The organism is Plantactinospora sp. A48, assembly GCF_055793945.1.
In genome coordinates, this window is record NZ_JBTIXF010000013.1 from 87,251 (window position 1) to 107,970 (window position 20,720).

Consider the following 20,720-nt stretch of genomic DNA (forward strand, 5'->3'; position numbering starts at 1 on the left):
GGGCCCGCGCGTCAGCCACCGCCCGGTGGGTTGACCGGAGCGCCGGTGACGGCCTCGGCCTCTCGCAGGCAGATGTCCAGCAGTGGCACGCCGTCGCAGTTGCTGAGGATGACCCCGACCCAGCCGGTGTCCGGGTAGATGCTCCAGTTGGCACCGATGCCACCACCCCCGCCGCCGCGCCCGATCACCCACTGGCCGTTGATGATGCTGACCGGCATCGTGTACGCCTCGTACGACGTGGGATCCGGGCCAGGGAGTCTGGCCCCGGCGAACAACTCGGCGTGGGGCCGGTCCAGCACCACGCCGTCGCGCAGCGCCTCCGCGAACCGGACCAGATCCGGCGCGGTGGCGAAGCCGTCGCCCGAGGCGTAACCGATGAAGCTACGGCCCGGGTTCCTGCCCAGGATGTTCGGGTCCAGGCTGCCCTTGTCCAGGTTGCGGACGGCGTCCACCAGGCTGCCGTCGGCCTGCCGCAGGTACGGGTGCGCGATGTGCTCGTCGGTGAGCCACTGCGGCCTGGTGTAGAACGCCGACCCACTCATGCCGGAGCGCCCGAAGACGTTCTCGTGTACGTAGTCCCAGAACGTCATGCCGGACACCGCCTCGACGATCTGCGCGGCCATGGCCAGACCGACGCCACCACCGGGAAGATGGCCGTTGGACCCTGCGCCGGGAACCCCCACCAGCGTCGCCTGCCGGGCCCACTGCTCGTGGTACTCGTGCACCTCGTCCCGACTGTCGAAGACGCGTTGCCAGTCCGGCATCGGGGCATCCAGCCCGGAGGTGCTGGTGAGCAGGTGGTGAATGGTCACCTTCTCGGCGATGTCCCTGGGAAGTCCCGTCAGGTGTTCGCCCACCGCGTCCGACAGCGACACCCTGCCCTGCTGCACCAACTGCAGGACGGCAACCGACAGGAAGGGCTGGCTCCCCGAGGAGAGGTTGAACGCGGTGCCCTCGTGGTTGCGGATCCCCCTCTCCCTGTCGGCCATGCCGTAACTGCGGGACAGCACCGTGCGACCGTGGTGCGACAGCAGCACCACGCCGGAGAACCTGCCCTCGGCGGCCAGCTTCGCCACGTACCGGTCGTAGGCTCCGCCGGGCCGGGTGGCCGGCGGGATCCTGTCGTGCCCGGCCACGTCGGCGTGGCCGACCCCAGCGCCCGCCATCGGCGCGGCGGTCACCGCGCCCGCGGCCGCCAGCCCGCCCCATTTGACCAGCCGGCGCCGGTCGATGCCAGGTGCCGAATCCGAGCCCATGATCACGTTTCTCTCCTCGCCGCGGGACCTTGCGCTGGAGGTGAAGCGCTCTGGTTCACTCCGGTACTCAACACGCACGACCGTTGCGGCGGCGTATGCGTTTTTCGATAAGTCCCCGATACACCCTTTAAGATCAACTTTCGATGCAACAGGGCCTGGGGCAAACGGGCGGTACGAAGCCGCCATCCGCCTCACCGCCATCATCGAATGGTGGTGACCGACGTGGACACAGTGCTCAGGAGGTGGTCTGCTTCAACGGCGCGTACCACTGCGCGCCCGTCACCCTGATCCGCCTGGCCTGGTCACGATTCCACTCCACCCGCATGCCGTGCCTGCGAAGCACGGGGAAGGCGATCTCGTCCAGCATCCGTTCCAGGCTGGCCTGGTAGCTGGCCTCCTGCTCGGCCTCGGACAGTGCGTCATAGGCGGCCTCGTCGAAGTCCGCCGGCGGAAAGGCGCCGTAGCCGAGGTAGACGGCACCCTCCTCGCTCCCGACCAGCGCCTCCGTGTCCTGCTGGTGGTACCAGAGGTATCCGTGCCAGTGCCGGGAGTCGTCCCGCTCGTCGTGGATCTCGGTCGACGCGCAGTTGCCGCAGCAGCTGAAGTTCTCCCTGGCCAACACCCCGAGCTCGTTGAGTTCGGCGAAGGCCGAGTTCAGGTTGCTCCGCACCGGTCCCCACCCGCGCTGCTGCTCCCGCCGAGCGGCCAACGCCGTCTCGTACGCCGCCCTGAGCTCCTCGTCGGTGGCGCCGTGGCGCTGCTCGGGCACGTCGTGGCAGTCCACGAACTCGTCGGCGTCGTCCTCGCCCCGCACGACCCAGTCCCATATCTCGTCTTCGAGGTCCCGACGACCCGGCTCAGCGATCCGCTCGGACAGGAACCTGACACCCTCGGGACGATCGTTGTAGATCCATCGACTCACGGCGACGATCTTCGCACGAGCCTGTGACATCGCGGCCCGACGACCGAGGACCGAGGACCGAGGACAGCGGGCGTTGGGCGGCTCGACCGCGTTCGTCCCTCAGCGGGACAGTGCCAGTTGCAGCGTCCGGGCGCCCGCCGAGCGGGTGACCAGTCGGCCACGACCCGGCGGCAGCAGCTCGGGCCGGGCCGACCCGCTGTCACCGGGCCGCCGTTCGGGCCGGACCGACTCGGCCAGCGGTCCGTCGCCGGAGAGCACGATCGTCGGCGTGTCCAGGTCCCGCAGCGCCCGCAGCGGCGGTTCCGACAGCGCCCGGTACTCGCCGACCGCCCGCCCGGCGAGCACCAGGTGCAGCCCGACATCCCGGGCGACCGGCAGAAACTCCCGCAGCGGGGCCAGTGGGTCCGATCGCCGCTCCAGCGGGCTGTTCGGGCTGAGGGACACCAGTTCGTAGTCGTCGATCAGCACGAACAGCTCTGGCCCCTGCCACCAGGACCGGTCCCGTAGCTGCTCCTGGGTGACGTCCGTGAGCGGCATCCGCTCCCGCAGGAGGGCGGCCACGGACCCGACCATCTCCCGCGCCTGCCCCAGCGTGGCCGCGTGCCCGAGCAGGTGGTCCGCGGGCACGACGTCGAGCAGGCCACGCCGGATGTCCACGACGACCATCCTGATTCGGTCCGGTGGGTTCGCCGCGGCGAGAGACCGGGCGAGGCCACGCAGGAAGCTGGTCTTACCGCTCTCGGCGTCCCCGGACACCATGAGGTGCGGATCCACGGCGAAATCGACAACGGCCAGCCGGAGGTCGTCCTCGTAGAGTCCGATCGGCACCCGCAGACCTTCCGCGCCCGGCAGGTCGTCGTGGGACAGTTCGGCCGGCAGCGTCCGGACCGGCGGCGTGGGCGGCCCGGGCCAGGCCCGCCGGACCCGATCGACCAGCCGGTCCAGCTCCCGCTCCACGGCCTCGGAGCGGTACGGGTTCTCCCGCATCCGCCTGTCCCGCAGTGCTGAGCCGAAGTCCGGCGGCGGGTCGAGCAGCGGCAGCGCGGTGAGGAAGTGCAGCCCGGCCGGGGTGAGCCCGCGGCCGGGCCGGTCGGCCGGCACCGTGGCCGCCCGACGGTGGTCGATCGCCGAGTCCGCCGGGTCGGCCAGCCGCAACTCCAGCCGGGTCGCCGGGATCGGTTCCCGCTCCCACCGGTTCGCGGCGACGGCCAGGTGAATCCCCACCGCCGGGCCGCGCACCGCCAGCTCGGTCACGGCCTCGACCAGGTCCGGAAAGTAGCGTCGCAGCTCCGACCAGCCGTTGATGACCAGCAGGATCCGGTCGTCCGACCCGGCGACGTCGGCCGGGTCCTCCGTGCGGGACGGTGACCGTGCGGCCATGGTCGCCGTCAGCTCCGCGATGGTCCGCCGGACCCGCTCGCCGTCGCGGGGCTCGACCACCGTGCCCACGTGCGGCAGGCCGGCCAGCACCGACAGACCCCCGCCGACCAGGTCCAGGCAGTAGCACCGCAGTTCCGCGGGCGTATGCCGTAACGCCAGGCCGAGGACGACGGTCTGGAGCATTCCGGTACGTCCGCTGCCGAGCAGCCCGACCACCGCCAGGTTGCCACCGGACAGGTCCACCCACAGGGGCTCCCGACGCTGCTCGGCCGCGTTGTCCACGACGCCGACGATGGTGCGCAGCGGTGGCCACCGGTCGAGGTCCCGGACGGTGAGGCCACGGTCCGACGACACCACCACCGGTCCGGTCAGCTCGCCCAGCAGGGGCGGCGCGTCCAGCGGCGGCAGCCAGACCTGGTGGGCGGCGGGTCCCCGGCCCACCATCCGGTCGACCAGGACATCCAGCACCGTCGACACCGACACGGTCGGCCTGGGATCGGGCCGCAGCACCTCCGCCCAGCTCGACACCGGGTCCGGCGGCCGGTACCGGCCGGAGACGTACGCGGCCCGGAACCGGCGCGGTTCGCCCGGATCACCGGCCAGGTAACCGTGCCCGGGTATCGGCGGCAGCTCGGCGGCGTCCGGCCGGCCGATGCCGGCGCGGCTCTGCGCCGCGGACAGGGTTCGCAGCGCGATCCGGGCGGACACGAAGGGCTCGAGTTTCCCCCAGTACCTGTCGGCCAGGCCCTGGGCAGCCAACAACAGGTGCACCCCGAACGACCGGCCGAGCCGGCCGATCTGCACGAACACGTCGCGAAAGTCGGGTTGATCGGCCAACAGCTCGTCGGCGCCGTCGAGCACCACCAGCAGGTCCGGCAGCGGCGCCAGAGCCAGCCCCTCGGCCCGCCCGGCCTGGTAGTCGGGCTGGGACCGGAATCCGGCGGCCCGCAGCAACTCGGCGCGGCGGGTCAGCTCGCCGGTCAGGACGTCGGCCAGCCGGTCGGTCCGGTACCCGTCGCCCCGCAGCCCGGACAGCACCGCCGTGCTGTGCGGCAACCTGGCCAGCGGCCGGTACGCATCGCCGGTGTAGTCCACCAGCAGCAGGTTGACCTGGTCCGGGCCGTGCGTGGCGGCCAGCGCCAGCGCCAGCGTACGGACCAGCTCGGTCTTGCCCGCGCCGGTGGCTCCGAACAGCAGCAGGTGCGGCCCGATCCCGCCGCGCACGCTGTCGTCGAGGTCCAGCCGGACCGGGGCGCCGTCCGGGTCGGCTCCGATCGGCACCGAGAGCCGGGCACGCGGTCGGGCCCACCCGGGCTCCGGGTCGAAGGCGGCGGGGTCGCCGATGCCGAGCAGCCCCGGCAGGTCAACGGTGCCCGGTTCGCCGGCCCCGGCGGCGGGGACGGATGCCGGAGCCGGGGGCGGGGGCGGCAGCAGCCGTACCAGGGTCTCCAGCACTTCCCGCGCGGCCACCGCGGCCTGCGACTCGTCGTCACCCCACCTCGGGAAACCCCGGGGTGAACGGGACTGATCGGCGGGCGCCGGCGGGTCGGCGACCGCCGTCAGGGCCGTGACGATCGCGCGCAGGTCGCTGCCCGGCAGCAGGGCCAGCTCCCCCAACTCGCGCACCGCGTCGGGGGCGTCCGCCGGCCGGCCCAACCGGGTCAACGCGGCGGCCAGCCGGGTGTCCAGGGCCGACTCCGGGGGAAGTTGCCGGTCCAGCCGGCCGGCCATCGCCACGAACCACTCCCGGGGCAGCGGCCCGGATCCCCCGGCGGCGCTGGCCCCGGCCCGGGTCAGCCAGTCGGTGGCGGCGGCCGGGTCCAGCAGGCTCAGCGCGGTCAGCCGCTGGGCGTGATCCAGTTCGGGCAGCGACCGCCAGCGGGGCGAGCCGTCGGCGTACTGCTCCAACAGGCTGGCCACCCGGGCCACCCGGGCGGGACCGTACCGGGCGACCAGGGCGGCGAGCAGCGCGGTCCGCAGCGCCGGCTCGATCTCGTACAGCCCCTCCCCCAGCTCTCGGCACAGCGGGGACAGCAGCAGGGCGGACTCGACGGCGTACGGCAGCACGATCGGGGGGTCGAGGAAGAAGTTGACCCGTAGCAGGTTGACGAAGGCGGCGTCCAGCGCCACCGGTACGGCAGCGTGGCAGGCCAGGTCGAGAGCGCCGGGCGGCAGCGACTCCCGCGCCGCGAGCAGCTGCCCGGCCACCGGCGACGAGCGGGCCCAGCCGGTCGTCACAGCGGGCGCTCCACCGGCGCCGGCCGACCACGCAGGGCGTTCACCGCCCGGTGCAGGCCGTCGCGGTCCAGCGGGAACATCGGTACGTGCCGGGCGATCTGCGCGGCGCTGGTCCGCTCCCAGCGGTCCGGCGGGACCGGGTTGAGCCACGCCACCTCCCCGACGGCGGCCCGCAGGGCCCGGACCAGGGCGACGGTGTCCAGCACCCGGGCGGTGTCGAGGGTGCCCCGGGCCGCGCCCGCGTCGCTGACCAGGACGGCCCCGGTGTTCCGGCCGACCCCGGCCAGCAGTTCGGACAGCGGCACCGGCACGGTGAGCTCGGTGTCGGCGTACACCCGACCATCGGCCAACGGGGCGATCCGGGACAGGACCGGGTCGAGAGCCGGGCTGAACGGGTCGGGCAGTTCGTCCAGCAGCGGTCGGTCGGCGCTGGTGCCGGCGCTGTTGTGGAAGTACGCCACGGTCAGCGCGCTCAGCCGGCCGGCTCGTTGCACGGTCCGCCGGACATGCTCGACGTAGTCGTGGAACGGCGCCATCGAGCCCTGCCGGTCCACCAGTAACAGCAGGCCGCTGGTGTTGCGGCGACGCGGCACCAGCACGGGAGGGGTGGGCAGGCCCGTCGCGGCGTACCGGTGCAGGGTGGCCGGCACGTCCAACTCCACCGGCGGTCCGGACCGGGTCGGCCGGCGCAGGCCGCGCCAGACCTGCGCGATCGCGCGCTCGGTGAGTGGATACTGCGGTACGACCACCAGCGCCGGGTCGTACCGGCCGGTGCTCGGCGGCGCGTACGCCGGGCCGGACAGGCCGTGCACGGCCGGCGGCGACGGTGCGGGCTGATCCGGCACGGCGGCCGGCCCGAGGTCCGGTACCCCGGTCGGGCCGTCCGGCGGCGGGTCGGCGGTTCCGGCCTGCTGCGCCGCGGCCGGCGGCTGTTCGCCCTGCCCCGGAGTCGTCCATTCGGGAGCCCCGACCCGTTCGAACGCGGCGCGCACCACCTCCGCCTCGCTCGCCGAGCTGGCCCACAGCGCGACGCAGAGATCGACCAGCGCGGCCCGGGACGACCAGCCGAAGCCGGCCGCGAGTGCGGTACGCAGCGCCACGCAGTCGTCCACCCCCAGCGGCAGGCCCCGGCGCCGCAACTGCCCGACCAGCGCCCACAGGAACGCCGGCAGCCCCGGCACGACCTCCGGGCGAACGACGCCGATTCCGACCGGCGGTCCGTCGGGGAGCCGGACCGAACCAGCCGGTGGACGGTCCGGCACCGCGCTCACCCCCACCGCCCCGCAACAGGGGAGCCCACCCACGACGGAACCAAGCCTGACCGCCCCGCGACGGCGGGGGAGCCCACCCGCGTCGGGATCAAGCCTGACCGCCCAGAGCGGGTGGGCTCCCCCGCCGCCGAAGACGACGCGATGTTCATGGCCGGCCCAGCCAGTCCGCCACCCGTACCTGGTCGGAGTGCTGCTTGATCAGTGCGCCGGGGTACGGCAGCCGGTCGAGGTCCGCCGGGTCCACCCCGACGGCCTGCAGGTAACCGACCCAGTCCAGCAGCTCGCTCAGGCCGGGCTTCTTGGCCAGGTCGAGATCCCGCAACCACCGCAGCGTGTCCACGGCCCGGGACCGCAGCTCCGGGTCGGCCACGCCGTGCAGGACGAGGATCCGGTCCAGCTCGGCGGCCTCGGTCGGGAACCGGACGTGGTGGAAGACGCAGCGCCGCAGAAAGGCGCCGGGCAGCACCTTCTCCTCGTTGTTGGTGACGATGATGATCGGTCGCAGGTCCGGCCGGTCCGCCGGCACGGTGTGGCTCAGCCCCGGCACCTCCGGCACGTCGAAGCTGAGCTGGTCCAACTCCCGCAGCAGATCGTTCGGGAAGTCGATGTCCGCCTTGTCGATCTCGTCGATCAGCAGCACCGACCGGCGACCGTGTCCGGCGCGGGCGATGGCCCGGCCCAGCGGGCCGAGCCGGACGTACCGGCGGATGTCGTCGGCGGGTCGCCCACGCAGCCGGCCGCCGAACTGGGCGTCGTACAGCCGGCGGACCGCGTCGTACGAGTAGAGCAGGTCGCTGCCGCGGCTGGTCGACTTCACGTAGGCGGTCTCCAGCGGCAGCGCCAACGCGTAGGCGACGGCGTGCGCCAGTCGGGTCTTCCCGGCGCCCGGGTCGCCCTGCAGCAGCAGCGGGCGGCCGAGCGCGATGGCCAGGTTGACCGCGTCGGCCAACCGCTCGTCGGCCAGGTAGGGCTCCCGGTCGACCGGCGTGGTCGGCGGGTTGGCCGGTGGCACCGGGTCCACCCCGGCGACCTCGATGGGCCGCTGCGGCGGCAGGTCGGCCAGTCGGTCGAACCGGACGGACACGTCGACGCGGTGTCGGGTCAGCACCCGGCCTCCATCTCCTCGAGGTAGGTCAGCAGCTCGGCCGGGTCGAGCTGGACGCGCTTGATGAAGTCTTCCAGGACCTCGTACGTGATCCGTACGTCGAGCCGGTCCGCCACCGACGACTCAGCCACGATGTGCTCGGCCCAGACTCCGGCCAGGGAGGCCGGCCAGCGCCGGTAGGACACCACGTGGGTGGCCCAGGTCGCCACGTCGTGCTGCGCGAACGCCGGTCGGGGCAGCATGCTGATCCCGGGCGGGCAGGTCTCGGCGGGCAGGCCGGCGAAGAACAGCACCAGCCAGCGCTTCCGGCGCCGGTAGGCCGCGCGTACCCGGTCCCAGAAGTCCGCGACCAGCTCGGCCGGGACGCCGTCCACGAGCACCGGGCACACCACGCTGTACCGGTCCAGGTCGGCGAAGTACCGGGTGACGTAGCTGACCGCCGTCTCCGGGGAGATCATCTCGGGGCGTAGCGCCAGCAGGTCCTTGCGGGCCACCTCCCCCAGGTACGGCGGCAGCCAGGCGCAGAGGTTCGTGATCACCTTCAGGTCGGCGTCCGGTACGCCGAACGCGAGCAGCCGGTCGTCGGTCGCCGCCTTCGCCCGCAGGATGTCCGTCTTCAACCCGTCCAGGTCGAAGTACGCGGTGTCCAGCAGGCGCCGTACCGGTGCCGGACGCTCCGGGCGGATCACCGGGGTGCCGAGGTCGAACCGGCGCACCACCCGGTCCACCGGGACGGCGAACAAGACGTTGCTGGCCAGCCGGCGTAGTCCGGGCCCGGCGGCGGCGCGTTCCGGTACCTGTTCCACCAGGATGCCCACCACCGCGCCGTCGACCGTGACGGCGCTGCCGGAGTAGCCCCGATAGTCCTTGAGCTCCTCCACGACGGCCAGTTGCAGCACCGTCATCTCGTACCCGCCGGCATTTTCGACCAGGTGGTCGACGGCGGTGACCTCGCCGGTGAGCTGCACCGCGGCTCCCTGGGGTCGCGCCGTCACCCGCCACCGCGCGCTCAGCGTGGCGTGTGCCAGGGCCGGCACGATCGCGAGCGACTCGGTGACGCGCAGCAGTGCGGAGTCGATGGCGGATTCGCACCGTACCCACTCGACCGGCACCCGCACGCCGGCCGAGGTGACGAAGGCCAGTTCCCCGGCCGCGCGGTCCCGCACCACGTGCGCGGCCGTCGCGACGATCCGGTCGGTCAGGCAGAAGCCGCTGCCCAGGTCCGTGTCGCCGGCGACGATCCGTCCGTCGATCATGTGCGGGCGAAGGTGACCGTGACCTCGAAGGTCGACTCGGCGCCGGCCCGGGACAGCACGACGCCGGCCTCGGCCTTGAGCGTGACGCCGAACTTCGCGGACAGTTCCCGGACCTGCCAACCCGGCCGTTCGGGCAGCCCGTCCAGGTCGGTGTCGACCGCCCGCACCCCCGCCATGATGGCGGTCCGGATCTCGCCCAGCCGGTCCTCGAGCCGCTCGGCGAGGTCTCCCCAGCCGATTTCCCGCTGCTGGTCGGCCGTCGGCAGCACCTGCACCAGCACGGCACCGGTCGCCGCGGCACGGGTCACCGGCACGTCCGCGTCGGTCACCGGCACGCTCCTCCCGCTCGTCCCCGCCGTCGTCACGAAGCTGGTGGCGGACCACCTCCACGATGGAGGGTCCAGCGTACCGGCCGGTCGCCGGTGGTCGGTCCCGGCCGGTGTCGGATCCCCGACGTCGACCGGGGACGCCGCAGCTCGCCGCAGCCGATCCGGTGGACGCTCGCCCATCGGCACCGGGTGGTTCCGTCGCCCATGGAATGGAAAAATCGGCCACCTGCGGCGGAGGAGGTCCGGCGACCCGGTCGAAGGCAAGCTGGTCGATCTGTCGACACCGCCATCGGTGCGACCGCTGGGCTCCGCGGCGACCGGGACAGGGATCGGGGGTTGCGATGCGGGCCATCGTGGTGGGCGGCGGGATCGGCGGGCTGAGTGCGGCCATCGGGCTTCGCCGACGCGGCTGGGACGTGACCGTGCTCGAACGGGCGCGGCGGTTCGGTGAGGTCGGCGCGGGCGTGGCGGTGCAGGCCAACGGGGTACGCGCCCTCGACGCCCTCGGCGTCGGCGACGCCGTGCGGGGGGCCGGGCGGGTCGAGGCGGCCGGTGGCCTCCGCACGCCAGACGGCCGGTGGATCTCCCGGATCGACGGCGCGAGTCTCGAGCGGATGCTCGGGGGCGCCACCGCGGTCGCCATTCACCGGGCCGCACTGCACGGCGTCCTGCGAGCGGCGTTACCGGCCGGCGCGCTGGTCGCCGACGCCGAGGTGCTGGACGTGCGACCCGGAACCGGGCCGGTGGTGCGCTACCGCCACGCCGACCGGGAGGTCGAGACCACCGCCGATCTGGTGGTCGGCGCCGACGGCATCAACAGCATCGTGCGCCAGCGACTCTTCCCGGATCATCCGGGGCCCGCGTATTCCGGATCGATGGCCTGGCGCGGGGTCACCCGTGAGCGGTGGGCGGGTGAACCCGTGACCGCGCTGCACTGGGGGCCCGGGGCGGAGTTCGGCATGGTTCCCCTCGGGGACGGCCGGGTGTACTGGTGGGGCGCGGTGAACGCTCCGGCGGGCGGGCGCTCGGCGGGCGGGGACGAGATGGCCGGGGTGCGGGAGCGCTTCGGTCACTGGCACCGGCCGATCCCGGCCCTGCTCGACGCGACTGATCCCGCCGCCGTGCTCCGCACCGACCTGTGTGACCTGGCCACGCCGCTGCCGTCGTACGTGGACCCGGCGGTGGTACTGCTCGGCGACGCCGCGCACGCGATGACCCCGTACCTGGGTCAGGGCGCGTGCCAGGCGATGGAGGACGCGGTGGTGCTGGCCGCGGTCTGCGGGCCGGGCGACGACGTGCCGGCCGCGCTGGTCCGGTACGACGGCCTGCGCCGGCCGCGGACCCAGCGGATCGTGCGCGCCTCCCGGCAGACCGGCCGGATCGGCCAGCAGTTGCACAACCCCGCCGCCGTCCGGCTACGCAACCTGCTGCTCCGGCTGACGCCACCGCGGGCGGCCCTGCGGTCGATGATCCGGTACGTCGGCTGGGAGCCGCCGACCATCCCCGCTGCCGGACGTTCGGGTACCTGACCCCGGGTGAGGTGTCCCCGCTGCGGTGGAAGGCGCGGCAGCAGGGTCCTCCCGCGCAACGGCCACCGGCTCAGCGGCCGAGCACGGATCCGCCGTTGACCCCGAACACCTGGCCGGTGACGTACCCGGAGTGCGGGCCGGTCAGGTGGCGCACGGTGGCGGCGATGTCGTCCGGCGTACCGGCCCGGCCCACCAGGGTCGCGGCCACCCGACTGGCATGCCCCTCGGGCGTCATCCGGCCGGCGAAGAACTCCGTGTCGACCACGTACCCGGGACTGATCACGTTCGCGGTGATCCCCTCCGGGCCGAACTGCCGGGCCAGGTCGTACATCCAGCCGTGCAGCGCGGCCTTGGCCGCCGAGTACGGCCCGCCGCCGCCGCGCTGTGCGGCGATCGAGCTGAGCAGGATCACCCGGCCACCGGGCCGGCGCAGCACCGGCCGCAACGCCTCGGTGAGCAGGACCGCGGTCAGCACGTTCGCGTCGAAGTTGGCCCGCCACACCGCCGCCAGGCCGGCCAGGTCGGACGTGTCACCGCCGAGGAACCCACCGGCGTTGTTCACCAGTACGTCCACGGCCCGGCCGCCGACCGCGTCGACGACCCGTCGCACGGCGGCCGGGTCGGTGAGGTCGGCCGCCAGCGGCGTGACCACACCCGCGCCCGCAACCGCGGCACCGATCTGCTCGACCGCCGCGTCCAGCACGTCGGCGCGCCGTCCCACGATCAGAACGTCGTGCCCGTCCTCGGCCAGTACCCGGGCGGTGGCCGCGCCGATCCCGGTGCCGCCACCGCTCACCACCGCGAGCCGCTCCCCCACGCCATACCCCCTTCAACCCCAGCCCGGAAAGGAAGGGCACCTTGTTATCGCCTTTTGTATAGGAAGGGTCCCTTCCTAACACATCGGCGGGGCGGCGGGGTGGCCGGTGCGGGGAGAGGGGGACGATCCGTCGACCGGCCCCACTCCCCCCGTCCGGGACAACTATCTCTGCGTGAGCCGGATCAGCTCCCAGCCGCCTTCGGGCTTGTCGTCCGTCGGGTCGGTACGCAGGTTCATCGGGTTGGCCATGCCCAGGTAGAGCGTCTTGCCGTCCGCGACCATGGTGCGGAACCCGTAGTTCATGTAGTTGCCGAGGCCCTTGGTGTCCACGGCCTTGGCCTTGGTCAGCACCGAGTCGAACATGTACAGGTCGCCGCCGTACAGCGCGGGGTCGATGGTGATCGGATCCAGATCGCTGCCGGTGGCGGCGTTCTTGAAGCCCATCGCCTCGGCGGTCTTCGGCAACAGGTCCTTCGCCAGGTAGCTCCAGTCCATGCAGCCGACGAACAGCCGGTCATTGACGACGGCCATCGTCCAGGTGTAGTTGGTGTAGATGTTGCCGAAGCCGATGTGCCCGAGGCGGGGGATGTAACCCGTCGAGGTCATCTGCCAGGCTCCGACGCCACCGTTCGCCGTCGGGCTGTACGCGGGCAGCTTCGACTCGCCGTAGAGCACCTCGGTCGTCGGCAGCAGGCCGCCGAAGCCCCGGCCGCGGAAGATGCTCACGGCCCGCTGCGTCTGTTCGAGCGTCGTTCGGGCCGTCACCTCATCGGCGGGCGGATAGCTGGCGGCGAAGACACTCGTCGACTTCATCGGTACGTGCATCGTGCCCCAGTAGAGGTACCCGCCGTAGGAGGCCAGCGCGCCGAGGCCGTAGGTGCTGGCGATGATCGGATCGGGCTCGTACTGCTCGGTGGCCCACACCTCGGTCCACAGGCTCAGGTCCGCGGCGGTGAGGCCGGGTTCACCGTCGGTGAGCTTCGGGCTCATCCACACGCCCGCGAGCGCCGGGTTCACCTCGCTGAGGGTTTTGCGGCCGGACCCGCCAAGCAGCGAGTTCGCGGTGCTGGTGACGCTGTCCAGGACCGAGCCCACCAGACCGGTGGAGCTGGCGGTCGCGCTCGGGCCGTCGGTGGAGGTGCCGCTCGGCGTACCGCTGCTCGACCCGCCGCTCGGCGCCGCCAGCTCGGCCGCGGCCAGCGAGCCACCGGCAACCGCGGACCAGGTGCTGACGAAGATGCGGCCCTCGTGCACCGTCAGGTCGGCGACCTGCGCGGGCAGCTGACCCACCTCGGTGAACGCGAACGGGTTCGTCTTGTCACCGGTCCAGCGCAGCAGATAGCCGCCGTTCTTACCGTTCTGGCCGACGCCCACGCCGGCGTAGAGCACGCCGTCGGCGACAAGGAAGTGCCGGATGTTGCCGTACTTGGCGAAGTTGGCCGAGCCGAGGTACTGCCCCGTGGTGGTGTCGAATGCGAACATATTGATCGACATGCCGAGAGCCGGCCCGGCCAGCAGGACCACCCCGTTGGCGGTGCCGCCGGCGCGCAGGCCCAGCGTGTTTTTCAACCGGTTCAGGTCATCCGGCGAGGCGTTCTGGACTTCGTCGGTTTTTTCCGTCAGCGCCTTGGTGCCGAGGTCGTAGTAGTAGATGTGCGGTCGGCGGTGATCACCCACGTTCTTCGGCATCGTGGGGTTCTGCGCCACGATCTGGCTCTGCGCGAACTCGCAGACGTAATCGTCGTTGATGCGCGGGTTTGGCAACTGAAGAGTGGAGCCCTGGACGATGCAGTTCACGTTGGCACCGGTGCCGAACCAGAGACGGTTGTTCGCCTCGGCGAGCGACCACACGTACGCCTGATTGACCTTCGGCTGGCCCTCGGCGCACGGTGGCCCGGCCGGGTACGGCTGCCCGATGCCGTTGAAGCACTCGTCCGGTTGTGCCTTCGCGAGTAGTTCGGTCTCGAATGTGGTGCCTCCGATGGGCGGCAGGATGACGATGCCGGCCGCCGCGGGCTGTGCGCCGATCAGCCCCGACACGAGAGCCATAATGACGACGACGGTCAACGCACGCCATCGCAGCCTGGTAAGCGAATGCATGATGGGACCATAGACAATTCTGATCCTCCTAACAGTCCCGGTTGGTAAAATTCTCGCCGCAGTTCTGTGCGACGAGCGATTCCCTCCGACATGGACGATGTGGACACTCGTTGATGGTCTTTGGCCGATCTGGCCGAGGATGTCGAACATGCCGCCTTTCCCGACCGGCTCGGGTGATTTCGCTTCTGACCCTGGGCCTCCGGCCTGGCTCTTCCCCGGCCGATGGGACGTGGAGGGTGTCGCTGGCGCGGTCAGGAATGCGATGGCGACGCGGGGCTGAATCCGTTGGACGCCGAGGTCCCGTCGATGCGGAATGCTCGGCGGTACGCCGCTGGGGAGGTGCGCATGGCCCGACCGAAGTGGTGCCGGTAGGTGATCGGGGAGTCGAAGCCCACCGCCTTGGCCAGTTGCTCGATCGGGGCATCCGTGGTTTCCAGCAGGGCGAGGCTGGCCTGCACCCGCTGGTTGATCAGCCAGCGGATCGGGCTGGTGCCGGTGGATCGGGCGAAGTGTCGCAGGTACGTACGCGGTGACATCCGGGCGCGATCGGCGAGGGTTTCGACGGTGATGGGTTGACCGAGGTGTTCCAACGCCCAGTCCATGCTGCGGGCCACCGCGTCATCGTCGGTGCTGGTGTTCACCGGCGCCTCGATGAACTGGGCCTGCCCGCCATCGCGCTGTGGCTGGGTGACCAGCCGGCGGGCGACGGCGTTGGCGATGGCGGCGCCATGGTCCTGCCGGATGACGTGCAGGCACAGGTCGAGTCCGGCGGCGCTGCCCGCGCTGGTGAGGACATCCCCGAGGTCGATGTACAGCACGTCGGGGTCGACGTCGACGGCGGGGAAGCGACGGCGCAGCAGGTCGGCGTAGCGCCAGTGGGTGGTGGCCCGACGGCCGTCGAGCAGTCCCGCGGCGGCCAGGGCGAACGCGCCTGAGCAGATCGACATGACCCGGGCGCCGCGTTGGTACGCCAACTGGAGGGCCGCGACGAGTTCGTCGGAGATGTCGGCGGCGACGTCTGACACTCCGGGCACGATCACCGTGGACGCTCGGGCGAAGACGTCCAGGCCGTGTGGGGTGTGCAGGCTGGCCCCGCCGATCACGGGTACCGGTCCGGGCTGCTGGGCGCAGAGGGTGACCTCGTACCAGTCGCGGTCGAACTCGGGGCGGGGTAGCCCGAACACCTCGGTGACGATGCCGGTTTCGAAGACCGACATGCCGGGATAGGCCAGGACGGACACGGTACGACTGGCGGGGCGCGAGCCGGGCATGGCGAGATCTTAGCGATGATTGGCGTTCCCGCCACTGGTGGCTCGTATCGGTGACCGGCCATGCTCCTTGCATGTCAAGGTCCTTTTCCGTTCCACCGGCGCCGCCGGCAGCGGCGGCTGCCCATTTCGCCGTACGGCTGTCCGTCGAGACCGACGTCAGCGACGTCCATGCCGACCTGGCGGCCGACGCCGGCCTGCTGGTGATCGACTCCCGCGGCGAGGCGGCCTGGCGGCAGGGGCACCTTCCGGGTGCCCGACACCTACCGACAGTCGAGATCGCGGCCCGGGCGGCGGAGCTCATCCGGCCCGGCACCCCCGTGGTGACCTACTGCTGGGGCCCCGGCTGCAACGGTGCGACCCGCGCGGCACTGGAGTTCGCCCTGCTCGGCTACCCGGTGAAGGAGATGATCGGCGGCTACGAGTACTGGGTCCGCGAGGGATTCCCGGTGCAGACCGCCACCGGGCTCATCCGGCGGCCGATCGACGGCCTGACCGCCCCGGTGACCGACGTGTCGTGCGGCTGCTGAGATGCCCACCGGACAGCTCACGGCATCCTCCCGGCCCGGACCGGGGCCGGCCCGTCGGCGCTGGTCCGGCCGGCCCCGGATTCGCCCGGCGGCTGGCACCGGATGCCAGCGCCGACGACCTTCTCACCGGGTTCACGCGCATCACGGCCGCCGCGAACGCCGGTGACACCGGCGCCCGGGGTCTCGTCGAGCAGGCGGCCGCTATCCCGGATCCGCGGCTGTCAGCGCGTCGATCTCGGCCGGCGTCGGTGGGTCGGCGCCCGGTCTGGACACCGTGACGGCGGCGGCGCTCGCCGCCCGGGATCCCGCCCGGCGCAGTTCCTCCCGCCCGAGCGCGGCGAGCGCCTCGCGGGCGGTCGGACCGTGCGCTCCGAGGCCGACAAGCGCGTCGATGAGCGCCCCCATGAAGGTGTCGCCGGCACCGATCGTGTCGGCCACGGTCACCGGCACGCCCGGCACGGTGACGACGTCGTCGCCGCGCACGAGCACGCTGCCGTCCGCGCCCCGGGTGACGACGACCAGGACCGGCCCCGACACCGCCCAGGCGCGGGCCACCTCCACCGGGTCGGCGCCGGGGTGGTACCAGCCGAGGTCCTCGTCGGACGCCTTGACGACGTCGCTGAGTCCCACCAGCCGCTCGACGCGCGGCAACACCTGCGCGACGTCCGGGGTGATCGCCGGGCGCGCGTTGGGGTCGAACGTCACCAGGGCACGCCCGCGGGCCTCGCGCAGCGCGGCCTCGACGGTGGCGGCGCCCGGGTCGAGCACGGTGGCGATCGAGCCGGTGTGCAGGACGGCGACGCCGCCCGTCGCGGTGACCCGGGCGAGGGTCTCGGGCGAGAGGTCCCAGGTGAGATCGAAGTCGTAGCTCGCGGACCCGTCGGCGGCGAGCCGGACGGCGGCGACCGACGTCCGACCCGTGGCCGGCGGCCCCGCCACGACCGTGACGTCCGACGCCTCGAGCCAGTCCCGCGCGGCGGCGCCACGCGCGTCGTCGGCGAGCGTGGTGACGAGCACCGGGCCACGGCCCAGACGTCCCAGCGTCACGGCCACGTTCGCGGGGCTGCCGCCGGGCAGCTCGCGTCCGCCGAGGCCGGCGCCGTCATCGTGGCGTGCCGGCAGTACGTCGACCAGCGTCTCGCCGATCACCACCACGGCCCCCGTCGGCGACCGGTCCCCGCGCCCGCTCATGCCGGCGTCCGCCGGCCCTCGGGGCCCTTCGGCGAAGGGTCGAGCAGCCCCGCCCGTAGCGCGCGGGCGAGGGTGGGCGCGAGCGGCAGTCGCGGCAGCAGCGTGGCCTGCACCGCGTGGTAGATGTCGGGTTTGCCGGACCACACGGTCGTGGCGGGCCGGTTGTCCGGGTCGAGCTCGTGCCACCACGAGCCGCCGGCGTGGTCGAGCAGGTGCCGTTCGGCATAGTCCCACCAGGCGGCGTAGCGGTCGGCGTAGCGCCGCTCGCCGGTGCGCCGGTGCAGCGCCGCCGCGGCGGCGATCGCCTCGGCCACCACCCAGTGCATCCGCTGGCGCACCACCGGCGTGCCGTCCCAGTCGGTGGTGTAGACGAAGCCCTCCGCGCCGTCGGCCGCCCAGCCGTCGTCGACGGCACGGTCGAACAGGCGCACCGCCACCGCCGCGAGGGCGGGATCCGCGCCGAGCGCGGCCTCGACGTGCAACAGCAGCCGGGACCACTCCAGAGCATGTCCGGGGGTGGCGCCGTACGGCTTGAAGGGGTCGTCCGGCCGGGTGCGGTTGAGGTCGAGATCCGGGGTCCAGTCCGGTCCGAAGTGTTCCGGCAGGCGCCCGTCGTGGGCGGCGGCGAGGTCGACGACGAACCGTGCCGACCGCGCGGCCCGGTCCCGCCAGCCGGCCGCTCCCCCGCCGGCGACGGGCGCGCCCGGGTCGTCGAGCACCTCGACCACGTCGGCCACGGCGAGCAGCGCCTCGACGGAGTGCATCGTGGCATTGAGGCCGCGGTAGTCGTCGGGCCGGGTGAAGTCGGCGTCCCAGGTGTCCACCGGACGACCGGCGTCGTCGTCCCAGAACCACCGGAGGTAGACGTCGGCGGCGTCGGCGAGTAGCGCGGCGCCGCCGGGCCGGCCAGCGGGCGCCGCGGACGACGCGGCGAGCAGCACGAAGGCGTGGTCGTAGCAAGACTTGCCGGCGGCGCGGTCGGGGACGCCGTCGGGGCCGAGCCCGTGGAACCACCCACCGCGTTCGGCGTCGCGCAGCCGGCCGGTCAGGGCCTTCAGCGCGGCGTCGGCGACGGTGGCGCTGCCGGGCACACCGAGCAGCACGCCGAGCGAGTACGCGTGCGTGGTGCGGGCGGTGATCCAGGTGAGCACGCCGTGTGCCGGATCCGGCTCACCACTGGCGTCCAGGTACGCGGCCCCGCCGTCGGGCAGCGCGGACCGCGCGCCGAAGGCGAGCAGCCGGCGGCACTCGGCGGCCAACCAGGCGTGGTGGGCGGGCAGGGCGAGCAGATCCACGGGGCCGGCCGGAGTGGCGGTCATGCAAGGGTCCTCTCTGCCGGGTCCAGGAGGGTGTTCTCCCCCGCGCGCAGGGCCCCGCGCACGTCCCAGCGGCAGGAACGGTGCGTGTTCCGCGTCCGCCCCACCAGGTCGCCGTTGAACTCCACGGTTGCCACCGTATCCAGCCCGTACGCCACGGGGTCGTGACGCGCCGGGGCGCCGTCGGATCAGGTGAACGTCGTCGAGGAACGCTCCGGTGTGTCGCCGACCCACTGCTGCGCGGCCTCGTCGGCGCCGTCGAACGGGTCGTCGATCAGACCGGCACGCCGCAGGTCCAGGTGCGCCTCGCCGGTCAGCACGTCGCGTCTGTCGATGAGGACGACTTCGATGCCTTCGCGGATCGTCATCCGGGAGCGGGATGACGATCCGCGAGCGGGATGAACACCCCGTCGATGTCGGTGATCTGGCGATGTCGGTCCTTTACACGTTCGGTCGATCGTGGCTGGATGGATCGGTGACCGATGGGTTCGACGAATCCGTCAGCGGCATGATGCGCGCTGTCGAGGCCAACTGGGACGCCAGGACACCGGTCCACGTGGCCAGCGAGTTCTACGACGTCGGCAGGCGGGACGCCGAGTTCTGGTTCGCCGAGTTCGAGTGGGCCGACCTGGGTGACGTGTCGGGCCGGGACGTGCTGCACCTGCAGTGCCACCTCGGCACCGAGACGGCGGCGTTCGCCCGGCGCGGGGCCCGCGCGGTCGGTCTGGACATCTCCGGCACGGCCGTGCGGGCAGCCCGCCGGATCGCCGCCGAAGCCGGGCTTGACATCGAGTACGTACAGGCCAATGTCTTCGATGCCGTGCGGGCCGTTTCCGGTCGCCGGTTCGATGTCGTCTACACCGGCAGGGGTGCTCTGGTCTACCTGCCGGACCTGGACCGTTGGGCACGCGTGGTCGCCGAACTGCTGCGACCCGGCGGAACCGTGTACGTGATGGAGTTTCACCCGCTGCTGGCCTCGCTCGGCCTGGTTCCGGCCCCGGACGAGGGCACCGATCTGACGCTCCGGCACGACTGTCTGGGCGGGCGCGGCCCCCGCCGGCTGGACTCCACCCACAGCTACACCGACGGGCCACCACTGGACGGCTCCACCGTGAGTTACGAGTGGTCGCACGGCCTCGGTGAACTGGTCACCGCGCTGGTCGGCGCCGGCCTGCGGGTGACCGCGCTGCGGGAGACCGACGAGGTGCCGTGGCAGCGCTGGCGCCGAATGACCACCACCGAACGCGGTTGGTGGCGACTGCCCGCCGACGAGCCGCGAATCCCGCTGATGTACGGCCTGCGAGCCACCGCTCCCGCCGGCTGACCCACGCCACCGCCGTCCGCGATCGGGACCTTCCGGTGGACGATGAGCATGGCCCGACCTCCGTCCGGGCCGATATCACGCGGCGTAACTGTTCTGACGGGTACGCCTCGGGTCGGGGCGACCCCGTCGACGTGCCCCATCGATAGTGATGATGATGTGCTGTACTGCCCGGCATGAGGCAGCGGGTGGGTCTGGTCATCGGTGTGGTGGCGCTGCTGGTAGGGGTGGGCGGTCTGGCCGGCCGGTGGTGGTGGCGCAGCCTTTCGCCGTACGGGCCGGAGGTGTTGGCCGCGACCGCGACCCTCGATCTGGCCGACCAGGCGACCGCGGACGCCGCGTTCAGCCCGAGCAATGTGGAGCAGGCAGGCGACGGCGACCAGATCTTCCTCTGCCGGGTGTCCTGGAAACGTCCACCCGATCCTCGGGTGGACGGCTCGTTCCGGATCGTGGTGCTCGACAAACGCACCCGCCGTATGCCTGGATTCATCACCGCGAGGTCGGCACGGCCGGACGATGTCGGCTCCGGTTCGGACGAGGCGCTGGACCGGGCCGAGAAGCGCTATCCCTGGCTACAGGGCATCGGTACGCGCGAAGTCGACGGCGGAGCCTTGACCACCGGCAGTGCCGTCATGGTGTACTCGGTCGATGCGTCACCCGTGACAGTCGCCTTCGTGCTGCACCCGCGACGTCCGGATACGCCACCCGAGCGAGCCGTCGCCACCGCGCCCGCCGCGGTCGGCAACCTGCTGGTCGCCCTGATCAGCGTCGGACCGGGCGGTCAGGTCCACTGGGCCCAGCGTCTGCTGAACTGATGTCCTGCCACCGGAGCGCCGGCCAGAATCGTTCGTGGTGTGGTCCCCGCTGAGGCTTCGCAGAACGTACGGCCAG

At 72.5% G+C, this 20,720-nt stretch carries 18 protein-coding genes; 4 read left to right on the forward strand and 14 right to left on the reverse strand.

Going from position 1 to position 20,720, the window contains the following annotated elements:
• Positions 1-11 precede the first annotated feature (11 nt).
• From ACXN5W_RS10045 to ACXN5W_RS10075, 7 genes are all read right to left on the reverse strand, one after another.
• Complete coding sequence (locus tag ACXN5W_RS10045; protein ID WP_473157965.1) at positions 12-1,256, reverse strand: serine hydrolase domain-containing protein; 1,245 nt, start codon at positions 1,254-1,256, stop codon at positions 12-14.
• 235 nt (positions 1,257-1,491) lie between these two features.
• Complete coding sequence (locus ACXN5W_RS10050) at positions 1,492-2,178, reverse strand: DUF6891 domain-containing protein (protein ID WP_473157921.1); 687 nt, start codon at positions 2,176-2,178, stop codon at positions 1,492-1,494.
• A gap of 99 nt (positions 2,179-2,277) precedes the next feature.
• Positions 2,278-5,796, reverse strand: coding sequence for a type VII secretion protein EccCb (gene eccCb / locus ACXN5W_RS10055; RefSeq protein WP_473157922.1), 3,519 nt, complete (start codon positions 5,794-5,796; stop codon positions 2,278-2,280).
• Positions 5,793-7,058, reverse strand: a complete 1,266-nt coding sequence (locus tag ACXN5W_RS10060) for a VWA domain-containing protein (RefSeq protein WP_473157923.1) — start codon at positions 7,056-7,058, stop codon at positions 5,793-5,795. The genes eccCb and ACXN5W_RS10060 overlap by 4 nt, the downstream gene beginning before the upstream one ends.
• A gap of 154 nt (positions 7,059-7,212) precedes the next feature.
• The gene (locus tag ACXN5W_RS10065) at positions 7,213-8,175 is read right to left on the reverse strand and encodes an AAA family ATPase (RefSeq protein WP_473157924.1); all 963 of its coding nucleotides are present in this window, start codon (positions 8,173-8,175) and stop codon (positions 7,213-7,215) included.
• Positions 8,169-9,428, reverse strand: a complete 1,260-nt coding sequence (locus tag ACXN5W_RS10070) for a S1 family peptidase (RefSeq protein WP_473157925.1) — start codon at positions 9,426-9,428, stop codon at positions 8,169-8,171. Before ACXN5W_RS10070 ends, ACXN5W_RS10065 begins: the two co-directional genes overlap by 7 nt.
• A complete protein-coding gene (locus ACXN5W_RS10075) occupies positions 9,425-9,757 on the reverse strand; it encodes a CU044_2847 family protein (RefSeq protein ID WP_473157926.1) in 333 nt (110 codons plus the stop codon). Before ACXN5W_RS10075 ends, ACXN5W_RS10070 begins: the two co-directional genes overlap by 4 nt.
• Before the next feature lie 341 nt (positions 9,758-10,098).
• Here ACXN5W_RS10075 and ACXN5W_RS10080 point away from each other — a divergent pair, with 341 nt between their 5' ends.
• Complete coding sequence (locus ACXN5W_RS10080) at positions 10,099-11,286, forward strand: FAD-dependent oxidoreductase (RefSeq protein ID WP_473157927.1); 1,188 nt, start codon at positions 10,099-10,101, stop codon at positions 11,284-11,286.
• Between the two features lie 70 nt (positions 11,287-11,356).
• On the opposite strand, the gene ACXN5W_RS10085 is transcribed toward ACXN5W_RS10080, so the two are convergent.
• The 3 genes from ACXN5W_RS10085 to ACXN5W_RS10095 all read right to left on the reverse strand — a co-directional run bounded on the left by ACXN5W_RS10085 (position 11,357) and on the right by ACXN5W_RS10095 (position 15,474).
• Entirely contained in the window at positions 11,357-12,103 is a 747-nt protein-coding gene (locus ACXN5W_RS10085) for an SDR family NAD(P)-dependent oxidoreductase (protein ID WP_473157928.1), read from the reverse strand.
• A gap of 162 nt (positions 12,104-12,265) precedes the next feature.
• Positions 12,266-14,152 carry a hypothetical protein gene (locus ACXN5W_RS10090; protein WP_473157966.1) on the reverse strand — a complete coding sequence of 629 codons (1,887 nt, stop codon included), beginning with the start codon at positions 14,150-14,152 and terminating at the stop codon, positions 12,266-12,268.
• A gap of 302 nt (positions 14,153-14,454) precedes the next feature.
• Positions 14,455-15,474: a helix-turn-helix domain-containing protein gene (locus ACXN5W_RS10095; RefSeq protein ID WP_473157929.1), complete on the reverse strand. Its 1,020-nt coding sequence runs from the start codon at positions 15,472-15,474 to the stop codon at positions 14,455-14,457.
• A 71-nt stretch (positions 15,475-15,545) separates the two neighbouring features.
• Between ACXN5W_RS10095 and ACXN5W_RS10100 the strand changes: the two genes are divergently transcribed.
• Positions 15,546-16,001 (forward strand): rhodanese-like domain-containing protein, encoded by a 456-nt coding sequence (locus tag ACXN5W_RS10100; RefSeq protein ID WP_473157930.1) that lies wholly within the window; start codon positions 15,546-15,548, stop codon positions 15,999-16,001.
• Positions 16,002-16,202: 201 nt separating this feature from the next.
• Here the strand turns inward: ACXN5W_RS10100 and ACXN5W_RS10105 are convergent, their stop codons facing one another.
• From ACXN5W_RS10105 to ACXN5W_RS10120, 4 genes are read right to left on the reverse strand one after another with little or no spacing between them, the layout of a single operon-like run.
• On the reverse strand, positions 16,203-17,192 hold the full coding sequence (locus tag ACXN5W_RS10105) for a PfkB family carbohydrate kinase (protein WP_473157931.1): 990 nt from the start codon (positions 17,190-17,192) through the stop codon (positions 16,203-16,205).
• On the reverse strand, positions 17,189-18,511 hold the full coding sequence (locus ACXN5W_RS10110; RefSeq protein ID WP_473157932.1) for an AGE family epimerase/isomerase: 1,323 nt from the start codon (positions 18,509-18,511) through the stop codon (positions 17,189-17,191). The genes ACXN5W_RS10105 and ACXN5W_RS10110 overlap by 4 nt, the downstream gene beginning before the upstream one ends.
• The gene (locus ACXN5W_RS10115) at positions 18,508-18,666 is read right to left on the reverse strand and encodes a glycosyl hydrolase 2 galactose-binding domain-containing protein (protein ID WP_473157933.1); all 159 of its coding nucleotides are present in this window, start codon (positions 18,664-18,666) and stop codon (positions 18,508-18,510) included. Before ACXN5W_RS10115 ends, ACXN5W_RS10110 begins: the two co-directional genes overlap by 4 nt.
• A 30-nt stretch (positions 18,667-18,696) precedes the next feature.
• A complete protein-coding gene (locus tag ACXN5W_RS10120; RefSeq protein ID WP_473157934.1) occupies positions 18,697-18,876 on the reverse strand; it encodes a hypothetical protein in 180 nt (59 codons plus the stop codon).
• A gap of 107 nt (positions 18,877-18,983) precedes the next feature.
• On the opposite strand from ACXN5W_RS10120, the gene ACXN5W_RS10125 reads away from it, so the two are divergent.
• A complete protein-coding gene (locus ACXN5W_RS10125; RefSeq protein ID WP_473157935.1) occupies positions 18,984-19,832 on the forward strand; it encodes a class I SAM-dependent methyltransferase in 849 nt (282 codons plus the stop codon).
• A gap of 173 nt (positions 19,833-20,005) precedes the next feature.
• Complete coding sequence (locus ACXN5W_RS10130; protein ID WP_473157936.1) at positions 20,006-20,644, forward strand: hypothetical protein; 639 nt, start codon at positions 20,006-20,008, stop codon at positions 20,642-20,644.
• Positions 20,645-20,720: the final 76 nt, after the last annotated feature.

Excerpts from the sequence above, each read along its gene's own strand:
- ACXN5W_RS10045 (WP_473157965.1), bottom strand. The coding sequence starts at position 1,256 with ATGGGCTCGGATTCGGCACCTGGCATCGACCGGCGCCGGCTGGTCAAA.
- ACXN5W_RS10070 (WP_473157925.1), bottom strand. The coding sequence starts at position 9,428 with ATGATCGACGGACGGATCGTCGCCGGCGACACGGACCTGGGCAGCGGC.
- ACXN5W_RS10080 (WP_473157927.1), top strand. The coding sequence starts at position 10,099 with ATGCGGGCCATCGTGGTGGGCGGCGGGATCGGCGGGCTGAGTGCGGCC.
- ACXN5W_RS10090 (WP_473157966.1), bottom strand. The coding sequence starts at position 14,152 with ATGGCTCTCGTGTCGGGGCTGATCGGCGCACAGCCCGCGGCGGCCGGC.
- ACXN5W_RS10095 (WP_473157929.1), bottom strand. The coding sequence starts at position 15,474 with ATGCCCGGCTCGCGCCCCGCCAGTCGTACCGTGTCCGTCCTGGCCTAT.
- ACXN5W_RS10100 (WP_473157930.1), top strand. The coding sequence starts at position 15,546 with ATGTCAAGGTCCTTTTCCGTTCCACCGGCGCCGCCGGCAGCGGCGGCT.
- ACXN5W_RS10105 (WP_473157931.1), bottom strand. The coding sequence starts at position 17,192 with ATGAGCGGGCGCGGGGACCGGTCGCCGACGGGGGCCGTGGTGGTGATC.
- ACXN5W_RS10110 (WP_473157932.1), bottom strand. The coding sequence starts at position 18,511 with ATGACCGCCACTCCGGCCGGCCCCGTGGATCTGCTCGCCCTGCCCGCC.
- ACXN5W_RS10120 (WP_473157934.1), bottom strand. The coding sequence starts at position 18,876 with ATGACGATCCGCGAAGGCATCGAAGTCGTCCTCATCGACAGACGCGAC.
- ACXN5W_RS10130 (WP_473157936.1), top strand. The coding sequence starts at position 20,006 with ATGAGGCAGCGGGTGGGTCTGGTCATCGGTGTGGTGGCGCTGCTGGTA.